1 protein-coding gene is annotated in these 1,313 nt (G+C 28.6%); it reads left to right on the plus strand.

The genetic code is table 11. The annotated features are described in order from the left end of the window. The first annotated feature begins 79 nt into the window (after positions 1 to 79). Positions 80 to 628, plus strand: coding sequence for a hypothetical protein (locus GFJ99_RS13240; protein ID WP_153209522.1), 549 nt, complete (start codon positions 80 to 82; stop codon positions 626 to 628). The last annotated feature ends 685 nt before the right edge of the window (positions 629 to 1,313 follow it).

Below are 1,313 nucleotides of genomic sequence, written 5' to 3' on the forward strand. Positions count from 1 at the left end.
ATTTGTGATGGCTTGGTGCTGGTTTTTCGCCACAATTTTCAAGCCGCGAAACGTTAAATGCAATTTATCCGAAAAAAACTTGAAAAGCATAGAATTTAAATATAGTAAAAAGAAAATATTTTTATTTTTAATTTTTTCAATCCTAATGATTGGATTTTTTGGTTGGACTTTTATTAATTCTGAAACACTTGCCTCAAGTGAACCGAATTCTTCTTATCGTTATAGATGGATTGGACAATTATTTTATAAGAATGAAACTTTATTACAATATTTTTCAGCATTTCTTTTTTTAATTTTTTGCCTTTTTAAAATTCGATTGATAAAAATGTTAGCAAAAAAAACTATAACTTTTAAAATTCAAAACGGGAAATTGTATCAAGACAATAAATATTTAACTGATATAAATCAGATTACAAATTTAAAATTGAAGAGTGTGAACAAAAATCATTTTATAAATATCTTTATAAAAAACCCAAAAATCCATATTGTTAAAGAACGAAACCTTTTTAGGAAAACAAAATTTAAAATAGTCAATTATACTGAAAATACACCTTTGAGTTTAAATATTGATTTTCTAATAAATAAACCCGAAACAATAATAGAGAAATTGAAGAAATTTATTGAATAAAAACTGCAAATATCAATGGTTAAATGCAATATATTTTCCGAACATACGATGAAAAACTTCTCTCCTATTTTTCTGCTTGAAAATTTCTAAAATTGTTGCCGAAAAATCTTGTGTGACAATTGAAATCCGAACCGAACTTTGTGTTAAAAATAGTTGCGTGAAAATATGCTGTGCTTGACAAACCAAATTTGTGTGACATTTGAAACCCGAAAACCGAACTTTGCCAATAAAGGTTACGTTTGCTTTTTAAGTTCCGAAAATATAAAACTGCATTTAACAGCGGTTTAAAAATATGGCTGGTTTCGGGAATTTTTGAAATGGCGCAGTTGTTTAATTTAAAGTTTTGGTTATATTTGTGAAGGCTTGGTGTTGCATTTTCGCCACATTTTTAAGCCGCAGAACGTTAAATGCAATATATTTTCCGAACTTACGCTGAACGCTTCGCTCCTATTTTTCCGTTATATAATTTCTAAAAATGTAACTGAAAAATTTTGCGTGATAAGTGAAATCTGAACCGAACTTTGCCGATAAACTTTGTGTTGAAAATACGTTGCGTGAAACTAAACTTTGCGAGACAGACCAAGTTTGCGTGATAATGGAAAACCGAAATCCGAAATTTGCCGAAAAACTTTGTGTTTTTTTAAGTTCCGAAAATATAATACTGCATTTAACAGCGGTTTAAAAA

It is taken from the genome of Flavobacterium sp. LMO6, assembly GCF_009495795.1.
GTDB lineage: Bacteria > Bacteroidota > Bacteroidia > Flavobacteriales > Flavobacteriaceae > Flavobacterium.